General features: G+C 57.0%; 17 protein-coding genes. 6 read left to right on the top strand and 11 right to left on the bottom strand.

The genetic code is table 11. The features are described from left to right. Positions 1-20: 20 nt before the first annotated feature. From V1603_RS11985 to V1603_RS11995, 3 genes are all read right to left on the bottom strand, one after another. On the bottom strand, positions 21-986 hold the full coding sequence (locus V1603_RS11985) for a L,D-transpeptidase family protein (protein ID WP_116340637.1): 966 nt from the start codon (positions 984-986) through the stop codon (positions 21-23). A gap of 150 nt (positions 987-1136) precedes the next feature. Then, positions 1137-4583 (bottom strand): transcription-repair coupling factor, encoded by a 3447-nt coding sequence (mfd, locus tag V1603_RS11990; RefSeq protein ID WP_163328771.1) that lies wholly within the window; start codon positions 4581-4583, stop codon positions 1137-1139. 148 nt (positions 4584-4731) lie between these two features. Next, the gene (locus V1603_RS11995; RefSeq protein ID WP_163328773.1) at positions 4732-5805 is read right to left on the bottom strand and encodes an acyltransferase family protein; all 1074 of its coding nucleotides are present in this window, start codon (positions 5803-5805) and stop codon (positions 4732-4734) included. A gap of 256 nt (positions 5806-6061) precedes the next feature. On the opposite strand from V1603_RS11995, the gene lolC reads away from it, so the two are divergent. The 5 genes from lolC to cobB are packed head-to-tail and all read left to right on the top strand — an operon-like array spanning position 6062 to position 11001. Continuing rightward, entirely contained in the window at positions 6062-7261 is a 1200-nt protein-coding gene (gene lolC / locus V1603_RS12000) for a lipoprotein-releasing ABC transporter permease subunit LolC (RefSeq protein WP_116340631.1), read from the top strand. Continuing rightward, complete coding sequence (lolD, locus tag V1603_RS12005) at positions 7254-7955, top strand: lipoprotein-releasing ABC transporter ATP-binding protein LolD (RefSeq protein WP_112781858.1); 702 nt, start codon at positions 7254-7256, stop codon at positions 7953-7955. The genes lolC and lolD overlap by 8 nt, the downstream gene beginning before the upstream one ends. Then, positions 7955-9199 carry a lipoprotein-releasing ABC transporter permease subunit LolE gene (lolE, locus tag V1603_RS12010; RefSeq protein ID WP_116340629.1) on the top strand — a complete coding sequence of 415 codons (1245 nt, stop codon included), beginning with the start codon at positions 7955-7957 and terminating at the stop codon, positions 9197-9199. Before lolD ends, lolE begins: the two co-directional genes overlap by 1 nt. Before the next feature lie 54 nt (positions 9200-9253). Beyond that, positions 9254-10165, top strand: a complete 912-nt coding sequence (nagK, locus tag V1603_RS12015) for an N-acetylglucosamine kinase (RefSeq protein ID WP_116340627.1) — start codon at positions 9254-9256, stop codon at positions 10163-10165. Between the two features lie 14 nt (positions 10166-10179). Further along, positions 10180-11001, top strand: a complete 822-nt coding sequence (gene cobB, locus V1603_RS12020; protein ID WP_041910499.1) for a Sir2 family NAD+-dependent deacetylase — start codon at positions 10180-10182, stop codon at positions 10999-11001. A 39-nt stretch (positions 11002-11040) separates the two neighbouring features. On the opposite strand, the gene potD is transcribed toward cobB, so the two are convergent. From potD to potA, 4 genes are read right to left on the bottom strand one after another with little or no spacing between them, the layout of a single operon-like run. Then, entirely contained in the window at positions 11041-12075 is a 1035-nt protein-coding gene (gene potD / locus V1603_RS12025; protein WP_163328775.1) for a spermidine/putrescine ABC transporter substrate-binding protein PotD, read from the bottom strand. Further along, on the bottom strand, positions 12072-12863 hold the full coding sequence (gene potC / locus V1603_RS12030; protein ID WP_395312685.1) for a spermidine/putrescine ABC transporter permease PotC: 792 nt from the start codon (positions 12861-12863) through the stop codon (positions 12072-12074). Before potC ends, potD begins: the two co-directional genes overlap by 4 nt. Beyond that, entirely contained in the window at positions 12860-13717 is an 858-nt protein-coding gene (gene potB / locus V1603_RS12035) for a spermidine/putrescine ABC transporter permease PotB (RefSeq protein WP_395312686.1), read from the bottom strand. Before potB ends, potC begins: the two co-directional genes overlap by 4 nt. Beyond that, positions 13701-14849, bottom strand: a complete 1149-nt coding sequence (potA, locus tag V1603_RS12040) for a spermidine/putrescine ABC transporter ATP-binding protein PotA (RefSeq protein ID WP_166712684.1) — start codon at positions 14847-14849, stop codon at positions 13701-13703. Before potA ends, potB begins: the two co-directional genes overlap by 17 nt. A gap of 237 nt (positions 14850-15086) precedes the next feature. Here potA and pepT point away from each other — a divergent pair, with 237 nt between their 5' ends. After that, positions 15087-16310, top strand: a complete 1224-nt coding sequence (gene pepT / locus V1603_RS12045) for a peptidase T (RefSeq protein ID WP_395312687.1) — start codon at positions 15087-15089, stop codon at positions 16308-16310. A gap of 44 nt (positions 16311-16354) precedes the next feature. Here the strand turns inward: pepT and V1603_RS12050 are convergent, their stop codons facing one another. From V1603_RS12050 to purB, 4 genes are all read right to left on the bottom strand, one after another. Continuing rightward, positions 16355-17476: a cupin domain-containing protein gene (locus tag V1603_RS12050; RefSeq protein WP_116340613.1), complete on the bottom strand. Its 1122-nt coding sequence runs from the start codon at positions 17474-17476 to the stop codon at positions 16355-16357. A gap of 91 nt (positions 17477-17567) precedes the next feature. Beyond that, on the bottom strand, positions 17568-19031 hold the full coding sequence (gene phoQ, locus V1603_RS12055) for a two-component system sensor histidine kinase PhoQ (RefSeq protein ID WP_116340611.1): 1464 nt from the start codon (positions 19029-19031) through the stop codon (positions 17568-17570). After that, positions 19032-19703: a two-component system response regulator PhoP gene (gene phoP / locus V1603_RS12060; RefSeq protein WP_116341160.1), complete on the bottom strand. Its 672-nt coding sequence runs from the start codon at positions 19701-19703 to the stop codon at positions 19032-19034. 123 nt (positions 19704-19826) lie between these two features. Further along, positions 19827-21197, bottom strand: coding sequence for an adenylosuccinate lyase (purB, locus tag V1603_RS12065; protein WP_014883421.1), 1371 nt, complete (start codon positions 21195-21197; stop codon positions 19827-19829). Between the last annotated feature and the right edge of the window lie 18 nt (positions 21198-21215).

A 21215-nucleotide genomic window follows, 5' to 3' on the forward strand; every position in this document is an offset into this window, starting at 1 on the left:
GGGCGTTTTTTATTTCTGATTTACATCGGCTGCGGGACGACATCGTGATGCCGGGTGACATCGGTCGGCATCCCTGACCGTGCCTCCATCGCGCGCTCCATCACCAGGCTATCGGTATTCGCATTCGTTTTGAAGCTCACCATCGCGGCATTCAGCTTAATGGGTAACGTCTGCGGATCGTCGCCGATATTTTTTGACAGCGGCTGGTGAATCTCAACCAGCCGCACGCCGCCTGGCTCTTCAGAGACCTTAATCGGCGTATTGATAATATTCACCTTCGTTCCCGGCGTAACGACGTTAAAAAGCGTTTTGATATCGTTATCGCGCAGACGAATACAGCCGGAGCTGACGCGCATGCCGATGCCAAAATCCGCGTTCGTCCCGTGCAGCAGGTAAACGCCACCGTACGCGGCAAGGCGGATCGCGTGGTGACCCATCGGGTTATCCGGGCCTGCCGGCACCACGGCAGGAAGATCGATGCCCTGGGCCTTATAACGGGCGCGAATGTTGGCCGTCGGCGTCCAGGTTGGGTTGGCGCGTTTATCCGAGACGGTCGTGACCATCGTCGGTGTCAGCGTATCGCCGCCCAACTGACCAATACCGATAGGGTAGACGGTAACCTCATTTTTACCCGGCGGGTAATAGTACAGACGCAGCTCCGCCAGGTTGATCACGATCCCCTCGCGCGGGGCATCCGGCAGGATAGTCTGTAACGGGATGGTCAGCACGCTGCCCGCGCGCGGGACGTACGGGTCGACGCCGGGGTTCGCCTGCAGCAGGGCCAGAAAACCGACGTTATATTTTTTGGCTATCGCTTCCAGTGAACCGCCATTGTTTTCTACCACATGAAAGCGGTTCTCGCCCACCACCTTGCTGCCGGGCGGGGGAAGGGGCCAGGTGTTTGCGCGCGCAGGAAGCGCAACCGCGACGGTGGCCGCCAGCGCAAAAAGGGTTATCCAGCGGGTAAAACGCGAAGAGGTCATCATCACCATAGTCCATATAAATGATAAGGTTATTGTTTTATAAGACGTTAAAGATAATTATGGCGAATGGGTGTGTCGGGAAGATCGGATGAAGTGCAAAGAATTTGTAAATTGTCCCCCCGGCAGCACTGCACTGAAGGGGGGAAGGGCGAGTTATGCGACGGCGTTCTCTTCCAGCTGACGCATAAAGTTACGCACCCAGTCCATGCGGGTTTTGCGCTCCGTCAGCTCCTGGGTAAATTTCAGACGGGTTGGACCATCCAGACGGAAATGCTGCGGCTGTTTTTGCAGCAGACCGATCAGCCACATCGGGTTGACGTGATTCTTCTCGGCAAACTCAATTACGCCGCCTTTTTCGTTGCCTTCAAGTTTGCGAATGCCCAGCTTCTGCGCCTGCTGGCGCAGACGCGCGATATCCAGCAGGTTTCTCGCCGCATCTGGCAGCAGGCCGAAGCGGTCAATCAGCTCCACCTTAATCTCTTCCAGCTCGTTCTCATTTTTCGCACTGGCGATACGCTTGTAGAACGACAGACGGGTATTCACATCCGGAATGAAATCGTCTGGCAGCAGGGAAGGCATGCGGAGTTCAACCTCGGTCTGCTGGCTGGTCAAATCTTCCAGAGACGGTTCACGTCCGGCCTTCAGGGCATCGACCGCGTTTTCCAGCAGCTCCATATAGAGCGAGAAGCCGATGGTCTCCATGGAGCCGCTCTGATCTTCACCCAGCAGTTCGCCGGCACCGCGGATCTCAAGATCGTGCGTGGCCAGCGCGAAGCCTGCGCCGAGATCTTCCAGCGAGGCGATGGCTTCCAGGCGCTTTTGCGCGTCGGTGGTCATCGCTTTCGGATGCGGCGTTAGCAGCCACGCGTAGGCCTGATGGTGCGAACGCCCGACGCGGCCGCGCAGCTGGTGAAGCTGGGCCAGACCAAAGTGATCCGCGCGTTCGATAATAATCGTGTTCGCGGTCGGAATGTCGATCCCGGTCTCAATGATGGTGGTACACACCAGCACGTTAAAGCGCTGGTGGTGGAAGTCGTTCATCACCCGTTCTAGCTCGCGTTCGCGCATCTGCCCGTGCCCGATGGCAACGCGTGCCTCCGGTACCAGTTCAGCCAGCCTGTCGGCGGCTTTCTGGATATTTTCGACGTCGTTATACAGGTAATACACCTGGCCGCCGCGCAGCACCTCACGCAGGATCGCCTCACGCACCACCAGATTGTCATACTCGCGGACAAAGGTTTTTACCGCCAGACGGCGCGCCGGCGGCGTGGCGATAATCGACAGATCGCGCATGCCGCTCATCGCCATGTTCAGCGTGCGCGGGATCGGCGTTGCGGTCAGGGTCAGGATGTCGACGTCCGCGCGCATCGCTTTGATGCGCTCTTTATGACGCACCCCGAAGCGGTGCTCTTCGTCGACGATCAGCAGCCCCAGATCTTTCCACTTCACGTCGCTTTGCAGCAGCTTGTGGGTGCCGATCAGAATGTCGATTTTGCCTTCGCTTGCCTGCTCAAGGATCTGCGTTTGCTCTTTAGTGCTGCGAAAACGCGACAGCATCTCTATACGTACCGGCCAGTTGGCGAAACGGTCCCGGAAGTTGTCGAAGTGCTGCTGGGCGAGCAGGGTGGTCGGCACCAGCACTGCCACCTGCTTGTTGTTTTCCACCGCAAGGAAGGCGGCGCGCATCGCCACTTCGGTTTTGCCGAAGCCGACGTCGCCGCAGACTAAGCGGTCCATTGCCAGCGGCTGGCACATGTCGCTCAGCACGGCATTAATGGCCTGGGCCTGATCCGGCGTGGTTTCAAACGGGAAGCTGTCGCAGAACAGCTGGTACTGTTCTTTGTCGTGCTTAAAGGCGAAGCCCTCTTTGGCCGCGCGCTGGGCGTAGATATCCAGCAGCTCGGCCGCCACGTCGCGCACTTTTTCCGCTGCCTTCTGGCGCGCACGCGCCCAGGCATCGCCGCCCAGCTTGTGCAGCGGCGCGTTCTCCTCCGCACCTCCCGCGTAGCGGCTGATAAGGTGCAGGGACGAAACAGGCACATAGAGTTTGGCATCGTTGGCGTAGGTCAGCATCAGGTACTCACCTTTGATACCGCCCGCTTCCAGCGTGGTCATCCCCTGATATCGTCCGACGCCGTGCTCCAGGTGAACAATCGGCTGGCCCGGATGCAGCTCGGCCAGGTTACGGATCAAGGTGTCCGGGTTGATGGTCCGACGGCTGTCCTGCCGACGGCGCGCGACGCGCTCGCCCAGCAGGTCGCTTTCGCAAATCAGCGCCAGGTTATTGAGCGTGTCAATGAACCCGTGCTCGGCGGCGCCAATCATCAGGTAACGACCATTCCCGGTCGCTTCGCTTAACCGCAGAATGCGCTTCGGCGCAACTTTGATGCGTCCCAGCAGCTCACCGAGCGCTTCGCGGCGGCCTTCACTCTCAACGGAAAACACGACCGGGCCGGTAAAGGACTCCAGGAACTTGCGCAAATTATCCAGCGGCGATTTCTGCTGCGCCTGAACGGCCAGGTCCGGCAGCGTCCGGAAGGCGAGGTTCGTATTGGCGGCTTTATCGGCAAGCGAGTCGGTTTTGAGCTGCATGCGCGGCCAGCGCTTCAGCTCGGCGTTAAGCTCGTCGGTGCGCAGCCACAGCGCTTCCGGCGGCAGGAGCGGACGCATCGGGTCAACGCCCCGGTTTTCGAAGCGCGCGCGGGTTTCGCTTTCAAAGCGGCTGGCGCTGGCGTCGATATCGCCGGTGTTTACAATCAGCGTATTCGCCGGGAAATAGCTGAACAGGGCAGGCAGCGGCTCGTTGAAGAACAGCGGCTGCCAGTATTCGATCCCGGCCGGGAGCGTGCCTTTGCTGACCTGCTGATAGATATGTTCTGCATCACGCTTCACGTCGAACCTGTCGCGCCACTGGCTGCGGAACAGTTCGATGGCGGTTTTGTCCGTCGGGAACTCATGCGCGGGCAGTAAATTGATAGACTCCACTTCCTCCAGCGTGCGCTGGGTGTCGGCATCGAACACGCGCAGGCTGTCGATTTCATCATCAAAGAAATCCAGACGATACGGCTGGTCGCTGCCCATCGGGTAAAGGTCGAGCAACGCGCCGCGGGTCGCGTATTCCCCGTGTTCCATGACCTGATCGACATGGCGATAGCCGGCACCGTCAAGCTGGTCGCGCAGGGTGTCGCGAGACAGGCGCTGGCCTTTTTTCATCACCAGCGCGTGACCGTGCAGATAGCTGTGCGGGCAGACGCGCTGCATCAGGGTATTGACCGGCACAATCAGCACGCCGCGCTGCATGGTCGGGAGTTGATACAAGGTCGACAGGCGCGAGGAGATGATCTCCTGATGCGGAGAGAAGCTGTCATAAGGCAGCGTTTCCCAGTCGGCCAGGCTGAACACCAGGCTATCGGTGAACTGGCGGATTTCGTCGTGCAGGCGCAGGGCGTTTTGCATATCCGGGGCAACCAGTACCACCGGGCCAGGGTGCCGCTCGGCGATTTCTGCCACCAGCGTGGCGCACGCCGCGCCCGTGAGTTCACCCAGCTGACGCTGGTCGCCCGCTTTGACGGGCAAGGAATAACGATAGTGTTCAGGCATGGCTATGTCAGAGTCTCTTATGGATATACCAACAGTATTGGGGCATATCACTGATACGCAATGTCTTTATTATCCTCGATCGTTTTACATAAGCAAATCGTAACCGCACGGCAGGGCTAAACGCCCCCAAAACGGGGGCGGAGGGGCATTAACGGGTGGCAGGTGACAGGCTCCGCGTAGACGGAGGAGAGAAGAAAAGGTCTCCGAACAGTGCGGTGGAGATTTTACGCACCCCGAGCCCGGCAAGGGTACAGATAAGCAGGCTGGCAAACGGGTAGACCAGTATTAAGCACAGTTCTGCCCAGATCGGCCACAGGGCGGCATTCATCTCGCCAATCAGAATCAGGCTGAAGGCCTCAATTAATATGCGGTGGGTGGTATAGATCGCAATGGTGTTTGAGCCAATCACGTTCAGCAGGTTGTTAGGATGCACGGCATAGCGCTGCTCGAAGCTATAGAACAGCTTCATGATCAACACAATCGACAGCAGGGAAAGCAGGAGAGGAACGTTTGCAAACCACAGCACCACGGAAACGGCCGCGAAAGCGCCAGTTGCCAGCCAGGTGCGGCGCAGGTTGAAGCTTTTCATCCACGCCATCAGCTCCGCGCCATACCACGCCCCCATGCTGTAGTAGATCATGTTGCGTACCACGCTGTTCATTCCCCACCACGGCAGAGGCAGGAAGTTGATCGCGATGCTCGCCAGCGCCAGCAGTCCGAGTACCGGCAGCTTCCAGCGGCTCAGCAGTTTACACAGCGTGAAGTAGACCACCAGAGCATACAGATACCACAGGCTGGTGCTGGCGGTGACCATCCCCAGCACAAAGCCTGAGAACGAGTCGGCGTAGGCCGCATTCGACGAGGTGGCAAGCTCGCGGTCGGGCGCCAGCCAGGCATTCAGGTGGGTCAGCGCCTGCCATTGCAGGACGCCCCACAGCGCCAGAACCCAGACAATGCTCCAGATCCGCTTGTCGAGGCTGGTGCGCCAGTCTACCTCATCAATATAGCGACGGATCAGATAGCCGGAGATAAAGAAGAAGACCGGCATCCGGAACGGGGCGAGATAGAGGTTAAAATAGACCCAGCATTTGGCGAGAAGACCGGAGAGCGGGTGTTGCAGCCCGCTCAGATGCGGGTAAAAGGTGATGACCGAATGATAGATAACCACCAGGCAGATACAGAGCCCTTTTATCTGGTTAATCCATAATGCTTTTTGCTTCATTGTTCGCGACTACCTTATTGCCATAAACGAACGAGCAATTGTTGTTAAACGAAGCCGGGATGTAACGGGTAACAGTCTGTATCAGGAGGTTTTTCGGAAAAGGTGGAGGCTGTATGGTGACGATTCAGACAATAGCACTCTGATTTATCTGAATTTTTCAGAAAAATGATTACCAAAGCTTACGGTTTCAGTCATTTACCCTTAACGGATTCGCTTATATACTCGTGGGTCTGCTATCAGCAAACAGACGGACTTCATGTATCAACCTGTCGCACTCTTCATAGGCTTACGTTACATGCGTGGGCGCGCCGCGGACCGCTTCGGTCGCTTTGTCTCCTGGCTTTCGACTATTGGCATTACGCTTGGCGTGATGGCACTGGTGACGGTACTTTCCGTTATGAATGGCTTCGAGCGCGAGCTGCAAAACAACATTCTGGGGCTGATGCCGCAGGCCGTTCTCTCCTCAACCAACGGTTCGGTGAACCCGCAACAGCTGCCGGAAAGCGCGGCGAAGCTACAGGGCGTCACGCGCGTTGCGCCGCTCACAACGGGCGACGTGGTGCTGCAAAGTGCCCGCAGCGTGGCGGTCGGCGTGATGCTGGGAATTGACCCGGCGCAAAAAGACCCGCTGACGCCGTTCCTGGTTAACGTCAAGCAGACCGATCTGGAAGCCGGAAAGTACAACGTGATTCTGGGTGAGCAGCTTGCCGGCCAGCTTGGCGTCAACCGTGGCGACCAGCTGCGCGTGATGGTGCCGTCCGCAAGCCAGTTTACGCCGATGGGACGTTTGCCAAGCCAGCGCCTGTTTAACGTGGTCGGCACCTTTGCCGCCAACAGCGAAGTTGACGGCTATCAGATGCTGGTGAACATCCAGGACGCGTCACGCCTGATGCGTTACCCGGCGGGAAACATCACCGGCTGGCGCCTGTGGCTCGATCAGCCGCTGAAGGTCGATACCCTCAGCCAGCAAAAACTGCCGGACGGCACCAAATGGCAGGACTGGCGCGAGCGTAAAGGTGAACTGTTCCAGGCCGTGCGAATGGAAAAAAACATGATGGGGCTGCTGCTGAGCCTGATCGTCGCCGTGGCTGCATTTAACATTATCACCTCGCTGGGCCTGATGGTGATGGAGAAGCAGGGCGAAGTCGCCATTCTGCAAACTCAGGGGCTCACGCCGCGCCAGATCATGGCGGTGTTTATGGTGCAGGGGGCCAGTGCCGGTATCATCGGCGCGCTGCTCGGCGCCGTGCTGGGGGCACTGCTTGCCAGCCAGCTTAATAATTTAATGCCGATCATCGGCGCGCTGCTTGACGGCGCGGCGCTGCCGGTGGCTATCGAGCCGCTGCAGGTGGTCGGGATTGCGCTGGCCGCGATGGCCATTGCGCTGCTTTCTACGCTTTATCCTTCCTGGCGCGCTGCCGCCACCCAACCCGCTGAGGCTTTACGTTATGAATAAGATCCTGTTGCAATGCGACAACCTGTCCAAACGCTATCAGGAAGGCACTGTGCAGACCGACGTGCTGCACAATGTGAGCTTTAGCGTGGGCGAGGGCGAGATGATGGCGATTGTCGGCAGCTCCGGCTCGGGCAAAAGTACGCTGCTGCACCTGCTGGGCGGGCTCGATACGCCAACCAGCGGCGACGTGATCTTCTCCGGCCAGCCGATGAGCAAAATGTCCTCGGCGGCGAAGGCCGAGCTGCGTAACCGCGAGCTGGGCTTCATCTACCAGTTCCACCACCTGCTGCCGGATTTCACGGCGCTGGAAAACGTGGCGATGCCGCTGCTGATTGGCAAAAAGAAACCGGCAGAAATTAATGCCCGCGCCAGCGACATGCTGAAAGCGGTAGGGCTGGGGCATCGCGGTAACCATCGTCCGTCAGAGCTTTCCGGCGGCGAGCGCCAGCGCGTGGCGATTGCCCGCGCGCTGGTCAATAATCCGCGCCTGGTACTTGCGGATGAACCGACCGGTAACCTGGACGCGCGCAATGCGGACAGTATTTTCCAGCTTCTCGGCGAGCTGAACGCCTCGCAGGGGACCGCGTTTCTGGTGGTGACCCACGATCTGCAGCTGGCAAAACGCATGGGGCGCCAGCTTGAGATGCGCGACGGTCATCTGAACGCGGAACTAACCCTGATGGGGGCGGAGTAATGGCGTCACCGTTATCGTTACTCATCGGGTTACGCTTTAGCCGCGGCCGCCGTCGCGGCGGCATGGTGTCGCTCATCTCCGTGATCTCGACCATCGGTATTGCGCTGGGCGTGGCGGTGCTGATTGTGGGCTTAAGCGCCATGAACGGCTTTGAGCGGGAGCTGAATAACCGCATTCTGGCGGTGGTGCCGCACGGGGAAATCGAGCCGGTTAACCAGCCGTGGGCCAACTGGAGCGACGCCCTGACTAAAGTGGAAAAAGTGCCCGGCATTGCGGCGGCCGCGCCCTACATTAACTTTACCGGGCTGGTAGAGAGCGGGGTAAACCTGCGCGCCATCCAGGTGAAAGGGGTCAACCCCGCCCAGGAAGCGCGACTGAGCGCGCTGCCGAACTATGTGCAGAACGGCGCGTGGGCGAACTTTAAGGCCGGCGAGCAGCAGATCATCATGGGCAAAGGCGTTGCCGATGCCCTGAAGGTGAAGCAGGGCGACTGGGTGTCAATCATGATCCCCAACGCCAGCGCTGACCACAAACTGCAGCAGCCCAAGCGCGTGCGCCTGCACGTCACCGGTATTCTCCAGCTGAGCGGCCAGCTTGACCATAGCTTTGCGATGGTACCGCTGGAAGATGCGCGCCAGTATCTCGACATGGGCGACAGCGTGACGGGCATTGCCATTAAGGTGAACGACGTCTTTAACGCCAACAAACTGGTGCGCGATGCCGGCAGCGTCACCAATAACTATGTCTATATCAAAAGCTGGATCGGTACTTACGGGTACATGTACCGTGATATCCAGATGATCCGCGCGATTATGTATCTGGCGATGGTGCTGGTGATTGGCGTGGCGTGCTTTAATATCGTCTCGACGCTGGTGATGGCGGTTAAGGACAAGAGCGGCGACATCGCCGTGCTGCGTACCCTCGGGGCAAAAGACGGTCTTATTCGCGCCATCTTCGTCTGGTATGGTTTGCTGGCGGGGCTGTTCGGCAGCCTGTGCGGCGTGGTGATTGGCGTGGTGGTTTCCCTGCAGCTGACGCCGATTATCAACGGAATTGAAAAGCTAATCGGCCACCAGTTCCTGTCCGGTGACATCTATTTTATTGACTTCCTGCCGTCTGAACTGCACTGGCTGGACGTTTTTTATGTGCTGCTTACAGCACTTTTACTGAGTCTGCTGGCAAGCTGGTATCCGGCGCGTCGCGCAAGCCGAATCGATCCGGCGAGGGTATTAAGTGGCCAGTAATTACGTCATGGTGTAGCGGTCCTGAGGCCGCTATGTCAGAAAGAGGAATGCACTATGTATTATGGATTTGATATTGGCGGCACCAAGATTGCGCTCGGCGTGTTTGATAAAAACCTCAAACTGCAGTGGGAAACCCGCGTTCCCACCCCGCGCGAAAGCTACGATGAATTTTTAACCGCCATTGCCGCGCTGGTTGCGCAGGCGGATGAACGCTTTGGTGTGAAAGGTAGCGTCGGTATCGGGATCCCGGGGATGCCCGAAACCGATGACGGCACGCTGTATGCCGCCAACGTGCCTGCCGCCAGCGGTAAACCGCTGCGCGCCGATCTTTCAGCCCTCCTTGAACGCGACGTGCGTTTAGACAACGATGCCAACTGCTTTGCCCTCTCTGAAGCCTGGGACGATGAGTTCCGTCAATATCCGCTGGTGATGGGGCTGATCCTCGGTACCGGCGTCGGCGGGGGGATTGTCATCAACGGTAAGCCGATTACCGGGCGCAGCTACATCACCGGGGAATTTGGTCATATCCGCCTGCCGGTGGATGCGCTGGAGGTGGTGGGGCGCGATTTTCCGCTGACCCGCTGCGGCTGCGGCCAGCACGGCTGTATTGAGAACTACCTCTCCGGCCGCGGGTTTGCATGGCTTTACGAACACTTCTATCATCAGAAACTTGAGGCCCCTCAAATCATTACCCTGTGGGAGCAGGGGGATGCGCAGGCGCGTGAACACGTCGAGCGCTATCTGGATCTGCTGGCGGTGTGTCTGGGAAATATTCTCACCATCGTCGACCCGGATCTGCTGGTGATCGGGGGAGGGCTATCAAACTTTACCGCGATTACGGAAAGGTTGTCCGGGCGTCTGCCCCGACATTTATTGCCGGTCGCCCGCGTGCCGCGTATTGAACGTGCGCGCCACGGGGACGCAGGAGGCATGCGCGGAGCCGCATTCCTTCATCTCACCGATTAGTTTACGAGGTCTTTATGCTGTCGCGTCGCCAGGGTCGACTCAGCCGTTTTCGCAAAAACAAACGCCGCTTACGAGAGCGCTTGCGCCAGCGGATCTTTTTCAGAGACAGAATAATGCCAGAAGCGATGGATAAACCCAGAGTGGTGGTGCTGACCGGCGCGGGGATCTCCGCCGAGTCAGGAATTCAGACCTTCCGTGCAGCGGACGGGCTGTGGGAAGAGCACCGTGTCGAGGACGTGGCGACGCCGGAAGGCTTTGCCCGCGATCCGGATCTCGTGCAGGCGTTTTACAACGCTCGCCGCCGGCAGCTTCAGCAGCCTGAGATTGCGCCGAATGCGGCGCATCTGGCGCTGGCGAAGCTGGAAGAGGCGCTGGGGGATCGTTTTCTGCTGGTGACGCAGAATATCGATAACCTGCACGAGCGGGCCGGAAACAAGAACATCATCCACATGCACGGTGAGCTGCTCAAGGTTCGCTGCGCCTGGAGCGGTCAGGTGCTGGACTGGAAAGAGGACGTGCTGCCGGAAGACAAATGCCACTGCTGCCAGTTCCCGTCGCGCCTGCGTCCGCACGTGGTCTGGTTTGGCGAAATGCCGCTGGGGATGGATGAGATCTACAGCGCGCTGGCGATGGCGGACGTGTTTATTGCTATTGGCACATCGGGTCACGTTTACCCGGCGGCGGGGTTTGTTCACGAAGCGCGACTGCACGGGGCGCATACGGTCGAGCTCAATCTGGAGCCAAGCCAGGTGGGCAGCGAGTTTGAAGAGAAGCAATACGGCCTGGCGAGTGAAGTCGTGCCGGCCTTTGTGGATAAGCTTCTGAAGGGGCTGTAAGAGTAACGGGCGACGCTGTGTCGCCCGTTATGTATTGCATTAACGACCTGCTTTTAACTTCTGATAATACTCTTCGTAAAGGCGACTCGCGTCACCAACGTCGTTCTGCCATTCACCTTTGCTGATGGTGTCGGCGTCCGGATAGAGTGACTTATCGTTAGCCACGTCAGGCTTCAGCAGCTTGCGGGCGGCCAGGTTTGGCGTCGGGTAGCCAATCGTCTCGGCAACCTGTTTCGCCACGTCCGGGCGCAACAGGAAGTTGATCAGCTTCAGCGCGCCGTCCACGTTCTTCGCGTTGGCCGGGATCGCAAGGCTATCCATCCAGAAGATGCCGCCTTCCTTCGGCCAGACCACCTCCAGCGGCGTACCGGCCTGGCGGGCAACATACGCAGAGCCGTTCCACACCATCCCCAGGTTTACTTCTCCTTCCATATACGGGTTTGCCGGGTTATCTGAGTTGAATGCCGCCACGTTAGGCATCAGCTTTTTCAGCTCGTTGTAAGCCGCATCGATCTCTTTCGGATCGGTGGTATTACCGGAAAAGCCGAGTTTACGCAGCGCGATCTGGAATACTTCGCGCGCATCGTCGGTTAACAGCAGGCTGCCTTTGTATTCCGGTTTCCACAGGTCGGCCCAGCCGGTGACCGTTTTCGGATCGATGGCCTCGCTGTTAACGCCAATCGCCGTTGCCCCCCAGATGTAAGGAATGGAGTAGTCATTATTCGGGTCGAACGGCTTGTTGAGCATCTCAGGATCGAGGTTTGAAAAATGGGTTAGCTTCGTTTTATCGATCTTCTGGATCATCCCCTCTTTGCGCATTTTGTCGACAAAGTAAGTGGAGGGAACGACCAGATCGTATGCACCGTCTTTATAGGTTTTCAGCTTGGCGTACATGGTTTCATTCGACTCGTAGGTCGAGTAGATAACCTTAATGCCAGTCTCTTTGGTGAACTGCTCCAGCAGGCCCGGCGGCACATACTCGGTCCAGTTGTAGAAGTAGAGCGTTTTGCTGTCATCAGCGTGCGCGGCACCCATGCCAAGCACCAGCGCCGCAGCGGCGAGCATTTTTTTCATTTCATTGTCCCCTGAGATTTTGTTTTATCACGAGCAATAACCTGGCTGGCGATCACCAGAACCAGCGAAAACACCAGCAGAATGGTCGCCAGCGCGTTCACCTCTGGCGACACGCCGACTTTGACCATCGAATAGATCTTCAACGGCAGAATTTCGTAGCTCGGCCCGGTCACGAAGGAGGAGACCACCACGTCATCCATCGACAGCGTAAAGCTGAGCAGCCATCCGGCCGCCACGGCGGGCATCGCCAGCGGCAGGATGATTTTACGCAGGATGGTCATTTCGCTGGCGCCCAGATCCTTCGCCGCCTCCAGCATGCGCACGTCGAACCCTTTCAGACGGGCGTAGACGGTCACCACCACAAACGGCAGGCAGAAGGTGATATGGGAAAACAGCAGCGACCAGAAGCCAAGCTGTACGCCCAGCAGCATAAACAGCACCAGCAGCGAAATCGCCATCACGATGTCCGGCGACATCATCACCACAAACAGCATGCCGCTGACGAACGGCTTGCCGCGAAAGCGATAGCGGTACAGCGCCACGGCGGTGAGGGAGCCAATCAGCGTGGCGAAGGTGGCGGAGACGATCGCCATCGTCAGCGAGTGCTGGGCTGCCTGCAGCAGGCTGTCGTTGTTCATCAGCAGGCTGTACCAGCTGGTGGTAAATCCTTGCCAGTTAATCCCGAACCGCGAGCTGTTAAAAGAGTTCACGATTAAAATGATAATCGGGATATAAAGATAGGCGTAGATGGCGGTCATAAAACCGCCGCGAAGCAGTCGACCGATCATTCGAGTTCCACCCTTTTATTCAGCAGGCGCGACGCGCGCCAGTAGACCAGCAGCATCAGCCCCATCACTACCGTCAGCGTAATGCTTGTCGCGGAACCGAACGGCCAGTCGCGGATGTTCAGGAACTGACTCTTGATCACGTTACCGATCAGCAGGTTTTTCGCTCCGCCCATCAGGTCGGACACGTAGAACAGGCCCATCGCCGGAAGCATCACCAGCAGACAGCCGGCAATAATGCCGGGCATGGTCAGCGGAATAATAATGCGGATGAAGGTCTGAAGCTTGTCAGCCCCCAGGTCTTTTGCCGCCTCCAGTAGCGGTTTATCAAGCTTCTCAATACTGGAGTAGAGCGGCATCACCATAAACGGCAGCAGGATATAAACCAGACCAACGATCACCGCGCTCGGGGTAAACATGATGCGTATCGGCGTATCGACTACCCCCAGCCACAGCAGAAATTCATTGAGGTAGCCTTTGGTGCTGAGGAAGATTTTCAGCCCGTAGATGCGAATCAGCGAGTTAGTCCAGAACGGCACAATCAGCAGAAACAGCAGCAGCGGGCGCACCTTCTGTGGCAGCCTGGCCAGGAACCATGCGAAAGGGTACCCTAGTAGCAGGCAGGCCACGGTAGCCATCAGCGCCATATTAAGCGAGTGCAGTAGCACGTCGAAATAGAGCGGGTCGAGCAGGCGCGCGTAGTTGTCCAGCGTAAAGACCAGCGAAACGAAGTTTGTATCGTCCCGGGTCAGGAAGCTGGTGGCAACGATCATCAGGTTGGGTAAAAAGACAAACAGCACAAGCCAACCGACGATAGTGGCAATCACCACCTTCTGGAACTTACTTGTGTTCTTCATCAGCCAGCACAACCTCCCAGCTTTCTACCCAGTTGATAACCATTTTCTGGTCGAGAGAGTGGTCGAAGTCAGGATCGTCCTCGTTAAAGAATTCGCTGACCATTACCATTTTGCCGTTCTCCAGCTCGACGACAGATTCCAGCGTCATCCCTTTGTAGTTGCGCTCGCGGATATAGCCGATTAACCCTTCGGCCTCGGTATTGCCGTGAATTTCATCGACGCGCAGATCTTCCGGGCGCAGCAGAACGTTGAGCTTTTGCCCCTTTTCGACGGGGAAATTCACCGTGATATTGCACTCGCGTCCTTCAACGCTGGCGCGCACGCGCTGGTCGTCCAGACGCTCAATCACCGTGGCGTTAAAGATATTGATTTCGCCAATGAAGCTGGCGACAAACAGGTTTTTCGGCTCTTCGTAGATTTCGCGCGGCGTACCGTCCTGCTCAATCTTGCCGTCGCGCATCACCACGATACGGTCTGACATGGTCAGTGCCTCTTCCTGGTCGTGGGTGACGAAGACAAAGGTGATGCCAAGCTTGCGCTGTAGCGCTTTCAGCTCGTTCTGCATCTGCTTGCGCAGCTTGTAGTCCAGCGCGGAGAGGGATTCATCCAGCAGAAGCAGGCGCGGTTTATTGACCACGGCGCGGGCAATCGCCACGCGCTGCTGCTGACCGCCGGAGAGCTGGTGAGGCTTACGCTGGGCAAACGCTTCCAGCTGTACCATGCGCAGGGCGTCGGTGACGCGCGGTTCAATCTCATTAGCCGGGGTCTTTTGCATCCGCAGGCCAAACGCCACGTTCTCAAACACGGTCATGTGCGGGAACAGGGCATAGCTCTGAAAGACGGTATTGACGTGGCGATCTTCGGCAGGAACCTGGGTTATGTCCTGGTTCTCAAGATGGATGCGGCCATTATCAACGCTTTCCAGCCCGGCGATAAGGCGCAGTACGGTGGTTTTGCCGCAGCCGGAAGGACCAAGCAGCGTAAGAAACTCACCATCATTGATGGTCAGGTTGAGGTCGGAAATGACGTCTTTGCCATCAAAGCTTTTACGAATTCGTTCCAGTTGCACCAGCGGTGAACGAGAACGGGATTGTGTATTCAATTTTTGCGCTGTCCCATATAGACGCCTCAGGCAGCAGACTGAAGCGGGGTTTGTGTGTAACCACCTTGGTGACTCGTAATGAGGGCGGACATTCTACGGCAATCCCCCGTAATCGCCAATCCTTGTCACTGATTCATAAGCTACATTTATTAACGCATAAAGATATAAACGTAAAAAGTTCTCGTTTGCGGGATAAAAGTGACCTGACGCAATATTTGCGTTTTGATGCTTACTGATAATGTTGTCACGAAAAGTGAGGGTGACTGCATGGATAAATTACTTGAGCGTTTTTTACAGTATGTTTCGCTGGATACCCAATCTAAGCCGGGTGTCCGCCAGGTGCCAAGCACCGAAGGCCAGTGGAAGTTGTTAAACCTGCTTAAAGAGCAGCTTGACGCCATGGGGCTGGTCAACGTCACGTTAAGCGAAAAAGGCACTGTGATGGGAACGCTGCCGGCGAATGTGCCGGGTGATATTCCGGCGATTGGCTTTATCTCCCATGTCGACACCTCTCCGGATTTTAGCGGTAAGCATGTTAACCCGCAGATCGTGGAAAACTACCGCGGCGGCGATATTGCGCTGGGTATTGGCGACGAAGTGCTGTCTCCGGTGATGTTCCCGGTGCTGCACCAGTTGCTCGGCCAGACGCTGATCACCACCGACGGTAAAACGCTGCTGGGGGCGGATGACAAGGCGGGCATCGCGGAGATCATGACCGCGCTGGCGGTGCTGAAAGAGAAAAATATCCCGCACGGAGATATCCGCGTGGCCTTTACGCCGGACGAAGAGGTCGGCAAAGGCGCGAAGCACTTCGACGTGGAAGCCTTTAACGCGCAGTGGGCCTATACCGTTGACGGCGGCGGCGTCGGTGAACTGGAGTATGAAAACTTCAATGCCGCGTCCGTCACGATCAAAATTGTCGGTAACAACGTTCACCCCGGTTCGGCGAAAGGCGTCATGGTGAACGCCTTGTCGCTGGCGTCGCGTATTCATGCGGAAGTCCCGGCGGAAGAGAGCCCTGAACAGACCGAAGGTTACGAGGGCTTTTATCACCTCACCAGCATCAAAGGCACCGTGGACAGCGCGCAGATGCACTACATCATCCGCGATTTCGACCGCAAAGCCTTTGAGGCCCGCAAGCGCAAGATGATGGAGATCGCTAAGAAGGTTGGTAAAGGATTACACCCTGATTGCTATATTGAGCTCATTATCGAAGATAGCTATTACAATATGCGCGAGAAGGTGATGGCCCATCCGCACATTCTTGATATCGCCCAGCAGGCGATGCGCGACTGTGATATTGAACCGCAGCTGAAGCCGATTCGCGGCGGCACCGACGGTTCTCAACTGTCGTTTATGGGACTGCCGTGCCCGAACTTGTTTACCGGTGGTTATAACTACCACGGCAAGCATGAGTTTGTGACGCTGGAAGGGATGGAAAAAGCAGTGAAGGTGATAGTGCGGATAGCGGAGTTGACCGCGAAGCGTTAAGAAAAAGCCCGGTGGCGTAGCCGCCACCCGGCACATATCATAACTCAGTCCTCAAAGAACCAGTACCCGCTGTTGACCAGCGCGGCCAGCATCGCGAGGAAGGACGGGTCTTCCAGCGCATCGCCAAAGGTGTCGGCAGTCAACACCAGATGGCTGGCAATGGCTTCCAGCGCCGGTCGGTGCGGAGAGTCCAGCTTCTCGCCGTTGACGAACACCTCTTCACCAATGCGCAGCACGCGCAATCCGCCCAGACGTACCAGCTTGTCGCCTTGCTGGAGCGCATCGTAAATCTCGTCCGCCTGATACGGCGGCTCCGGTGGCGCAACGTCCAGCTCGTGGCGGGACTGGCTGATAAACTCGCCAAACCATTGTTTAAAGTGTTCCGGCTCGTTGATCAGATCCAGCATCATGCCGCGCAGTTTATCCAGCTCTTCTGGCACGATATCTGCCGGATGCTCTCGCGCAGGTACATCCGGATCGCTGTAGCGATAGCTGCCCAGCTCGCGCTGCAGAACATAGTCGGCAAAGCCGCTGATCATCTCGCGGCCGCTCGGCGCGCGGAATCCAACGGAGTAGTTCAGCGAGTTCTCCAGGGAGTAACCTTCGTGAGGGAATCCCGGCGGAATGTAGAGGATATCGCCCGGCTCCAGCTCTTCGTCGATAATTCCTTCGAACGGATCCACCTGAAGCAGATCCGGGTGCGGGCAGTGCTGTTTCATTGGCACTTTTTCGCCCACGCGCCAGCGGCGGCGGCCCGTACCCTGAATGATAAACACGTCGTACTGGTCCAGATGCGGACCCACGCCGCCGCCCGGTACAGAGAAGGAGATCATCAGATCGTCCATTCGCCAGTCGGGCAGGGCGCGGAACGGGCGCATTAGCGCGGCAGTTGGCTCGTGCCAGTGGTTGACCGCCTGTACCAGCAGCGACCAGTTGCTTTCGCCGAGGTGATCGTAGCTTTCGAAAGGACCGTGGCTGACCTGCCATTTCCCGTCCTGGTGGCTGACCAGGCGACTGTCGACTTCGTTTTCCATGGCCAGACCGGCCAGCTCGTCAGGCGAGATAGGGTCGACAAAGTTGCTGAACCCGCGTTTCAGAACCACCGGGCGCTTTTGCCAGTAACGTTCGATAAACTCGGGCCAGTTAAGTGTTAAGTGATAATCCATATTTTTTTATTCCGCAGGCTCTTACTGACTCGGATTATAACGGAAGCTCAGGCCCCCGGCTGCGAGATCCTCGCATTTTTCACATAACGGGTTAACTATCATCCGAAGTGGGCTGCTGTCGACCAAAAATCACTTCCATTCTGGCCCCACCCAGCAAGCTTTCGCTGGTTTCGATTTTGCCATCGTACTGGTCGACAATCTCGCGGGCCACGGCTAATCCCACCCCCTGACCGGGACGCAGCGTATCCGCTCGCTGACCGCGATCGAACACCACATCACGTTTATTGCGCGGGATCCCCGGGCCATCATCCTCGACGATAATATGTAATTCGTTATCCGTCTGGCGCGCCGACACTTCCACAAACTCCAGGCAGTACTTGCAGGCGTTATCCAACAGGTTGCCCATCACTTCCATAAAGTCATTTTTTTCGCCGACAAAGCTAATCTCAGGCGAAATATCGAGGCTGATATTCACCCCTTTACGCTGATACACCTTGTTGAGTGCGGACGTGAGATTATCCAGCAGCGGGGCTACCGGGTGCAGCTCGCGGCTCAGGAGCGCGCTGCCGGAACGCATGCTGGCGCGGTGCAGATAATAGCCAATTTGCTGCGAGATTCGGCTGATCTGTTCCAGCATCACCGGCTCGGCATCGTCGACGCTCAGCTTTGAGCTGCGCATTGAACGCAGGGTGCTTTGCATCACGGCCAGCGGTGTTTTCAGGCTGTGCGTGAGGTCGGTCAGGGTCGTACGGTACTTATCATAGCGTTCACGCTCGCTTTTCAGCAGGCGATTGAGGTTACGCACCAGGCTGGTCAGCTCACGGGTGGTTTCCGGGTTGAGCTTTTCACGATGATGTTCCTCAAGCTCGCGCACCTCTCGCGCCAGGGACTCAATAGGACGCAAGCTCCACCACGCCGCCACCCAAAGCAGCGGGATCACCAGCAGCAGGTTTGCGGCGAGAACATAAACGAACCAGCCCCAGACCTTATAGGAACGTTTTAGCTCAACCGGGATGGTGTCAATCACCACAATGGTCAACTGCGGCATGTTCATGGTCGCCGGGTAGATATTGATCGCCACCGAGTGCGTCATCTCCGTCTCGGCATCGTCAGCGCGGATTTCATTGAGCTTTTGCTGCATTGAGCGATCTTCGCGGATCAGGGTGCTGGTGGTGTTGAGATCGGCTTCAATCTCATGAAATCCGTTGGTTTTGAGCCATTCAGGACGAATGCTATTCACCAGCCACGGAATATCGCGCTGCGCCCAAAGCAACTTTCCCTTTTCGTTATAAATCATTGCCAGGGTTGGGCTCTGCTGATTCAGATTTTCCGGCATTTCAACAGTGATGTGGTTGTCTTCCCATTTCGCCAGGGTATAAAACAGATTGCTTTCGCCGCGTAACAGACGAAAGGTCGTTTTATCGAAGCTGACGCTGTACCCTACGAGGGCGACCATACCGTAGGAGAGCGACAGCACCAACACCACCGCGGCCGTAGCCAGTAAAAAGCGAACCCGCAGCGAGAGGGGCAGAATATGGCGCAAAATCCGTCTCATTTAGCGTAATTCAAACAGGTAGCCCTGACCGCGGACGGTGGTAATCACATCCTGCGGATACTGCGCCTGAATTTTCTTACGCAAACGCCCCATCAGCACGTCGATGGTGTGACTCTCGCGCAGCTCAGCGTCAGGGTAGAGCTGGAGCATTAAGGAGTCTTTGCTCACTACCTTGCCGCTGTTACGGATCAGCGTTTCCATAATGGTGTATTCGAATGCGGTCAGCTTGATCGCTTCATCGTTAATTGAGAGCTCGCGCCGGGAGAGATCCACCTGGAAAGGCGGAATGGAGATAACCTGTGAAGCCAGCCCGCTGTTGCGGCGTAACAGCGCCTGCATGCGCGCCGCCACTTCTTCAATATGGAACGGTTTGGTGACGTAATCATCCGCACCGGCGCTGAGCACTTCAACTTTGTCCTGCCAGCCTTCGCGTGCCGTCAGAACCAGAACCGGCAGAGAAACATCATGGCTGCGCCAGCGACGAATTAACGACAGGCCGTCTTCATCAGGCAGGCCTAAATCGACAATGGCGATGTCCGGCAGGTGTTCATTGAGATAATAATCGGCTTCTTTTGCATCTTCAGCATCGTCCACCTGATGTCCCATCTCCTGAAGCTGAACCTTCAGGTGGTGGCGTAGCAATGCGTTATCCTCAACAACCAGTACGCGCATCATCTTTTCTCCGGGAATAAATAGTATGAATAGTTTAACGCTGATTATGTTGCTGTGGGGATAAACATTCAGTAAACCGGGGAAAAGCAACCCCCTTTCCGGGCGGAAAGGGGAGGAAGGACGTTATTTCAGCTCGTCAACCATGGTGATGGCGCGGCCAATGTAATTCGCCGGGGTCATGGCTTTCAGGCGGGTTTTCTCTTCTTCCGGCAGTGCCAGACCGTCGATAAACTGCTTCATGCCTTCGGCGTCAACGCGTTTACCGCGGGTCAGCTCTTTCAGCTTCTCGTACGGCTTTTCGATACCGTAACGGCGCATCACGGTCTGAATCGGCTCTGCCAGCACTTCCCAGTTGTGATCCAGTTCGTCCAGCAGACGATCGCGGTTCACTTCCAGTTTGCTCACGCCTTTCAGGGTGGACTGATACGCGATCAGCGCGTAGCCGATGCCCACGCCCAGGTTACGCAGTACGGTGGAGTCGGTCAGGTCGCGCTGCCAGCGGGAAACCGGCAGTTTGCTCGCCATATGCTGCAGCACGGCATTCGCCAGGCCCAGGTTGCCTTCAGAGTTTTCGAAGTCGATGGGGTTCACTTTGTGCGGCATGGTGGAGGAGCCGATTTCACCGGCGATGGTTTTCTGCTTGAAGTGGTTCAGCGCGATGTAGCCCCAAACGTCACGATCGAAGTCGATCAGGATGGTGTTGAAGCGCGCGATGCAGTCAAACAGCTCGGCGATGTAGTCGTGCGGCTCAATCTGGGTGGTGTACGGGTTCCACTGAATGCCCAGAGAGGTCACGAACTCTTCGCTGAACTGATGCCAGTCCACTTCCGGGTAAGCGGCGATGTGGGCGTTATAGTTACCGACCGCGCCGTTGATTTTGCCCAGAATTTCAACCTGTTCCAGCTGACGATACTGGCGCTCCATGCGGTACGCCACGTTCGCCATCTCTTTACCCATGGTGGATGGGGTGGCCGGCTGGCCGTGGGTACGGGAAAGCAGTGGAATATCGCGGTATTCCACGGAGAGTGCTTTAACCGCGTCGATGATTTTACGCCAGTAAGGCAGCACAACCTCTTTACGCGCGGTGGAGAGCATCAGCGCGTGAGACAGGTTGTTGATATCTTCGGAAGTACAGGCGAAGTGAATGAATTCGGATACCGCGTGCAGGGCAGGGACGCTTTCCACTTTCTCTTTCAGAAAGTACTCAACCGCTTTCACGTCGTGGTTGGTGGTGCGTTCAATGGTCTTAATGCGCGCGGCGTCTTCTTCGCTAAATTCAGCAACGATTTTATCAAGGTAATCGTTTGCCTTTTCATCAAAAGCAGGAACTTCCTTGATTGCTGCCTGGGCGGCCAGCTTCTGCAGCCAGCGTACTTCAACCTGAACACGGAACTTCAGCAAACCATATTCGCTGAAGATCCCGCGCAGCGCGCTGACTTTATCGCCGTAGCGTCCATCGACAGGGGATACGGCGGTCAGTGAGGATAATTCCATAATTCGCAACTCCGGAAG

Origin of the sequence: Enterobacter sp. ECC-219 (genome assembly GCF_043966805.1) — a bacterium.
Classification (GTDB): domain Bacteria; phylum Pseudomonadota; class Gammaproteobacteria; order Enterobacterales; family Enterobacteriaceae; genus Enterobacter; species Enterobacter cloacae_N.

Excerpts from the sequence above, each read along its gene's own strand:
- V1603_RS11985 (WP_116340637.1), bottom strand. The coding sequence starts at position 986 with ATGATGACCTCTTCGCGTTTTACCCGCTGGATAACCCTTTTTGCGCTG.
- mfd (WP_163328771.1), bottom strand. The coding sequence starts at position 4,583 with ATGCCTGAACACTATCGTTATTCCTTGCCCGTCAAAGCGGGCGACCAG.
- V1603_RS11995 (WP_163328773.1), bottom strand. The coding sequence starts at position 5,805 with ATGAAGCAAAAAGCATTATGGATTAACCAGATAAAAGGGCTCTGTATC.
- lolC (WP_116340631.1), top strand. The coding sequence starts at position 6,062 with ATGTATCAACCTGTCGCACTCTTCATAGGCTTACGTTACATGCGTGGG.
- lolD (WP_112781858.1), top strand. The coding sequence starts at position 7,254 with ATGAATAAGATCCTGTTGCAATGCGACAACCTGTCCAAACGCTATCAG.
- lolE (WP_116340629.1), top strand. The coding sequence starts at position 7,955 with ATGGCGTCACCGTTATCGTTACTCATCGGGTTACGCTTTAGCCGCGGC.
- nagK (WP_116340627.1), top strand. The coding sequence starts at position 9,254 with ATGTATTATGGATTTGATATTGGCGGCACCAAGATTGCGCTCGGCGTG.
- cobB (WP_041910499.1), top strand. The coding sequence starts at position 10,180 with ATGCTGTCGCGTCGCCAGGGTCGACTCAGCCGTTTTCGCAAAAACAAA.
- potD (WP_163328775.1), bottom strand. The coding sequence starts at position 12,075 with ATGAAAAAAATGCTCGCCGCTGCGGCGCTGGTGCTTGGCATGGGTGCC.
- potC (WP_395312685.1), bottom strand. The coding sequence starts at position 12,863 with ATGATCGGTCGACTGCTTCGCGGCGGTTTTATGACCGCCATCTACGCC.
- potB (WP_395312686.1), bottom strand. The coding sequence starts at position 13,717 with ATGAAGAACACAAGTAAGTTCCAGAAGGTGGTGATTGCCACTATCGTC.
- pepT (WP_395312687.1), top strand. The coding sequence starts at position 15,087 with ATGGATAAATTACTTGAGCGTTTTTTACAGTATGTTTCGCTGGATACC.
- V1603_RS12050 (WP_116340613.1), bottom strand. The coding sequence starts at position 17,476 with ATGGATTATCACTTAACACTTAACTGGCCCGAGTTTATCGAACGTTAC.
- phoQ (WP_116340611.1), bottom strand. The coding sequence starts at position 19,031 with ATGAGACGGATTTTGCGCCATATTCTGCCCCTCTCGCTGCGGGTTCGC.
- phoP (WP_116341160.1), bottom strand. The coding sequence starts at position 19,703 with ATGCGCGTACTGGTTGTTGAGGATAACGCATTGCTACGCCACCACCTG.
- purB (WP_014883421.1), bottom strand. The coding sequence starts at position 21,197 with ATGGAATTATCCTCACTGACCGCCGTATCCCCTGTCGATGGACGCTAC.